This window comes from Mesorhizobium sp. M7A.F.Ca.ET.027.03.2.1 (genome assembly GCF_003999175.1).
Lineage (GTDB): Bacteria > Pseudomonadota > Alphaproteobacteria > Rhizobiales > Rhizobiaceae > Mesorhizobium.
In genome coordinates, this window is sequence record NZ_RZOM01000533.1 from 1 (window position 1) to 4,103 (window position 4,103).

The window sequence follows — 4,103 nt, forward strand, 5'->3', positions numbered from 1 at the left end:
CATGAACGCATCGCGTTGCACCGATCGCGGCGCGGCGAAGGCTGGACGACCATTGACGCACCGCTCGATCTCGCCGGTACGCTTGCCGCCTTGCCGGAGGATCGGCCGGTGCTTGTCGACTGCCTGACGCTGTGGCTGACCAACCACATGCTGGCCGAACACGATTTCGAGCTGGAATGCCGGCGATTGACGGAGGTGCTGTCGCGGCCGCGCGGGCCCTGGTTCGTGGTGTCCAATGAGGTCGGACAAGGCATCGTGCCGGACAATGCACTGGCGCGCCGGTTTCGCGATGCCGCCGGCCGGCTCAACCAGCAGGTCGCCGCCGTCGCCGACATGGTGCTGCTTATGGTGGCAGGGCTGCCGCTCAAGGTGAAATGACATGACCGACATCGACGATAAGGACGAAGAACGCCACCGCGCCAAGATGGCCAAGCGCAAGGCGGTGCAGGATGCCGAGGTGGCGAGCAAGACGGTCGAGAAGGGATTGCTGATCGTCAACACCGGTCCCGGCAAGGGCAAGACCACGGCTGCCTTCGGCCTGGCGCTGCGGATGCTCGGCTATGGCAAGCGCGTCGGCGTCGTCCAGTTCATCAAGGGCAAGTGGCACACCGGCGAGAAGGACGCCTTCGCCGCCTTCGGCGACCGCGTCGTCTGGCACGCGATGGGCGAGGGGTTCACCTGGGAAACGCAGGACCTGAAGCGTGACATCGCCGCCGCCGAAGCCGCCTGGGCCAAGGTGCTCGAACTGATGGCCGATCCGTCGATCAGCCTGCTGGTGCTCGACGAACTGAACATTGCGCTGCGCTACGACTATCTCGATCTCGACAAAGTGGTTGCGGCGTTGAAGGCGCGGCGTGAGGGCCTGCATGTCGTGGTCACCGGCCGCAACGCCAAGCCGGCGCTGGTTGAGGCCGCCGACCTCGTCACCGAAATGGGCGTGACCAAGCACCATTTTTCCGCAGGCGTGAAAGCACAGCAAGGGATAGAGTTCTGAGCGTTTCTTACCCTCCCCACAAGGGGGAGGGTGAAGTAGATCACGCCACGATGACCATGACCGCGACCAACCCAAACAGCGCGATCAGCAGATAGTCGGCGACGCGATAGAGTTTCAGCGCTCGCCTTATGTCGACGCTGTCGGCCTCGCGCCGCCCACCTTCGCCCATGAAGACGTCGTCCACGAGCACGCCGCCGTAGCTGCGCGGCCCGGCGAGCGCCAGGCCGAGCGCACCGGCCATCGCCGCTTCCGGCCAGCCGGCATTGGGTGAGCGGTGTTTTTTCGCGTCGCGCCACACCGCATGCCAGGCATTTTTCGCATCAGCGCCTTTGACGAAGAACGCCGCCAGCACGATCAGCAGCGCCGTCAGCCGCGACGCCGGCAGATTGATCCAGTCGTCGAAGCGCGCCGCCGCCCAGCCGAAGGCCTCGTGGCGCGGGGTGCGGTGGCCGATCATCGAATCGGCGGTGTTGGCGGCCTTGTAGGCGGCGCCGCCGGCCAGGCCGCCGACGCCGGTCCAGAAGGCGGGGGCGACGATGCCGTCGGAGAAATTCTCAGCCAGGCTCTCGATCGCGGCGCGGCAGACGCCGGCCCTGTCGAGCGTTTCAGGGTCGCGGCCGACGATTCGCGAAACGGCAAGGCGGGCCAGAGCGAGGCCACCGGTGTCGAGCGCGTCCGCCACAGCCTCGACATGCTCATAGAGGCTCTTCTGCGACAGAAGCGACGTTGCCAGAAGGGCAGTGATGACCAGGCCCATGGGAACGAACCAGAACAGGATCTGCACGCCCAGGCCAATTATCGCCGGCACCAGCACGATGACCAGCAGCGCCTGGACACCACGCTTGCGACGCAGCGCGTCGGGATCAGTGGCGCGGTTGAGCCTGCGGTCGAGAAAGGATATCAGCCTGCCGAACCACGTCACCGGATGGCCGATGGCGCGAAACAGCCAATCGGGGTAACCGAGGGCGAATTCGACGGCCAATGACAGGAAAGCGATCAGGACTGACATGAAGCTTCTTAATGGGGCGGTTGTGGACCATGGTGGAAGTCTTGGCCGCGCGAGGGCGCTTTTCCCCAACGCCCTGCTGCCATTCGTCGACCTCTCGACCGGTATCAATCCGCACTCCTACCCGCTTTTCGACCTGCCCGCCACCTCGCTGTCGCGGTTGCCGGAAGCCGCGCGCACGCGTGAGCTGACAGAGATCGCTGCCAGTGCCTATGGGGCGCCGTCGCCAGCCAACATCGTGGCGGCACCGGGCACGCAGATTCTGTTGCCGCGCGTCGCCTCGCTGATTACCCCCGGAAGGGCGCTGGTGCTGGGTCCGACCTACGCCGAACATGCCCGCGCAGCAGTGATCGCCGGGCACCAGGTGGCGGAGGTCGATAATTTCGAAGCGTTGGCGGACGCCGACCTTGCCATCATCGTCAATCCGAACAATCCGGATGGGCGCGTCATCGCGCGCGACCGGTTGCTGGCTCTGGCTGCCGGATTGCGCGCCAAGGGCGGGCTGCTGGTTGTCGACGAGGCGTTCATGGATGTTGAGCCGCGCGAGCATAGCCTCTGCGGCGATGTCGGCCAGGGCGGCGTCGTCGTGCTGCGCTCGTTCGGCAAGTTCTTTGGTCTAGCCGGCCTGCGGCTCGGTTTTGCACTTTCCGATGCTGTGACGGTCGAACGGCTGGAAACACAATTCGGGCCATGGGCCGTTGCCGGCCCGGCGCTGGAATACGGCATTCGCGCGCTTGCCGACATCGACTGGCAGGACGCGATGCGGACGGCGCTGGCTGATGAATCGGCGCGCCTCGATGCGCTGTTCGGCCGCTTCGGTATTCCCGTTATGGGCGGCACCACGCTGTTCCGGTTTCTTCGCCTGCCGCATGCCGCCGATTTGTTTGCCGCGCTTGGCGAGCGCGGCATCCTGCTTCGCCATTTTGCCGATCGGCCTGACGTTCTGCGCGCCGGCCTGCCGGGGAGTGAGGAGGGATGGCAGCGGCTCGAGACCGTTCTTGCCGAATGGGCGTCGCGGCGCGAGCATCAATCGAAGGGTTCGAAACAATGATCCATGTCTGCTCGCTGGCAAAGATCGAGGAAACGGTGGCCAGGACCGGCGCCGACCGCATGCTGTCGCTACTTGCCGCCGGAACGGAGGTGGTCCGTCCGGCGTCGATCGCCCGAGAAAACCATCTGCATCTGGTCATGCATGACATCGCGGCGGCGCAGGACGGCATGACCATGCCGGGCGAGGAGCATGTCCGCAACCTGCTCGATTTCGCGCGCCGCTGGGACCGGGCAAGGCCGATGCTCGTGCATTGCTATGCCGGCATCAGCCGCTCGACGGCTTCGGCCTATATCATCGCGGCCGCATTGGCGCCGAAACGCGACGAGGCCGAATTGGCGCGGACGCTGCGGGCGCTGTCGCCCTCGGCAACACCCAATCCGCGACTGATCGCGGTGGCCGATGCGCTGCTTGATCGCAACGGCCGCATGATCGAGGCGATCGAATCGATCGGCCGCGGTGCGGATGCCTTTGAAGGCACGCCCTTCGCGCTGAGGATCGACAGCTAGCTGCCCCCATGTCGTTGTTCGATTATCGGGTGCCTTCATTCGCCCAATCTTCATGCCCGTACCGTATCCGGACAATGAACACGTCGTCGTCGGCTTCGATCCGGTAGACGACAAGATGGGCTTTGAAGGGATGGATACGCATCGGTGGCGCCAATTCAAGCCGCTCCCGCGCTATTCGGGGACTGGCAGCGATCAGGTCAAAGATCGTGAACAACTCGTCATGATACTGTCTGGCCTGCACAGCGCCGAACAGGCGCACCCCTTGCTCGGCAATACTGACGATGTCCTCTTCCGCAGCTAAAGAAAGGCGAAATCCCACTACCCATTGCCGGATGGCTTTTCAGCGCGTTTAACCGCCTCCGTGAAAAGCGCGTCCCTGGATCGATTGCCGATGCCACTCTTCAAGCCATCATCGACAAAGCGCTGCATGGCGGCAATTTTGTCATTGCGCTCCTGATCCCGACGGATCAAATCGCGCACATAGTCGCTCGCGTTGGCGTAACGGCCCGTTTCGGTTTGCGCCTCCACCCAATCTTTCATCTGTCT

Annotated in this window: 7 protein-coding genes; 4 read left to right on the forward strand and 3 right to left on the reverse strand. The window is 64.4% G+C overall.

From position 1 onward, the window contains the following. Both EN750_RS21500 and cobO read left to right on the forward strand, forming a co-directional pair. Positions 1–378 (forward strand): bifunctional adenosylcobinamide kinase/adenosylcobinamide-phosphate guanylyltransferase (locus EN750_RS21500; protein WP_145967818.1); only part of this gene is annotated, 378 nt, incomplete at its 5' end. Between the two features lies 1 nt (position 379). Further along, positions 380–994 (forward strand): cob(I)yrinic acid a,c-diamide adenosyltransferase, encoded by a 615-nt coding sequence (cobO, locus tag EN750_RS21505; protein WP_109667906.1) that lies wholly within the window; start codon positions 380–382, stop codon positions 992–994. Positions 995–1,034: 40 nt separating this feature from the next. On the opposite strand, the gene cbiB is transcribed toward cobO, so the two are convergent. After that, positions 1,035–2,003: an adenosylcobinamide-phosphate synthase CbiB gene (gene cbiB / locus EN750_RS21510; protein ID WP_127271548.1), complete on the reverse strand. Its 969-nt coding sequence runs from the start codon at positions 2,001–2,003 to the stop codon at positions 1,035–1,037. On the opposite strand from cbiB, the gene cobD reads away from it, so the two are divergent. Next, positions 2,002–3,051 carry a threonine-phosphate decarboxylase CobD gene (gene cobD / locus EN750_RS21515; protein ID WP_127397582.1) on the forward strand — a complete coding sequence of 350 codons (1,050 nt, stop codon included), beginning with the start codon at positions 2,002–2,004 and terminating at the stop codon, positions 3,049–3,051. The genes cbiB and cobD overlap by 2 nt on opposite strands. Beyond that, positions 3,048–3,557 carry a tyrosine phosphatase family protein gene (locus EN750_RS21520; RefSeq protein WP_127291897.1) on the forward strand — a complete coding sequence of 170 codons (510 nt, stop codon included), beginning with the start codon at positions 3,048–3,050 and terminating at the stop codon, positions 3,555–3,557. Before cobD ends, EN750_RS21520 begins: the two co-directional genes overlap by 4 nt. A gap of 22 nt (positions 3,558–3,579) precedes the next feature. On the opposite strand, the gene EN750_RS21525 is transcribed toward EN750_RS21520, so the two are convergent. Then, positions 3,580–3,876: a type II toxin-antitoxin system RelE/ParE family toxin gene (locus EN750_RS21525; RefSeq protein WP_127397583.1), complete on the reverse strand. Its 297-nt coding sequence runs from the start codon at positions 3,874–3,876 to the stop codon at positions 3,580–3,582. Beyond that, complete coding sequence (locus tag EN750_RS21530; protein ID WP_245482766.1) at positions 3,876–4,097, reverse strand: type II toxin-antitoxin system ParD family antitoxin; 222 nt, start codon at positions 4,095–4,097, stop codon at positions 3,876–3,878. The genes EN750_RS21525 and EN750_RS21530 overlap by 1 nt, the downstream gene beginning before the upstream one ends. Between the last annotated feature and the right edge of the window lie 6 nt (positions 4,098–4,103).

What these genes read in the sequence shown, in the direction of transcription:
- cobO (WP_109667906.1), top strand. Translation starts at nt 380, where the DNA reads ATGACCGACATCGACGATAAGGACGAAGAACGCCACCGCGCCAAGATG.
- cobD (WP_127397582.1), top strand. Translation starts at nt 2,002, where the DNA reads ATGAAGCTTCTTAATGGGGCGGTTGTGGACCATGGTGGAAGTCTTGGC.
- cbiB (WP_127271548.1), bottom strand. Translation starts at nt 2,003, where the DNA reads ATGTCAGTCCTGATCGCTTTCCTGTCATTGGCCGTCGAATTCGCCCTC.
- EN750_RS21520 (WP_127291897.1), top strand. Translation starts at nt 3,048, where the DNA reads ATGATCCATGTCTGCTCGCTGGCAAAGATCGAGGAAACGGTGGCCAGG.
- EN750_RS21530 (WP_245482766.1), bottom strand. Translation starts at nt 4,097, where the DNA reads ATGAAAGATTGGGTGGAGGCGCAAACCGAAACGGGCCGTTACGCCAAC.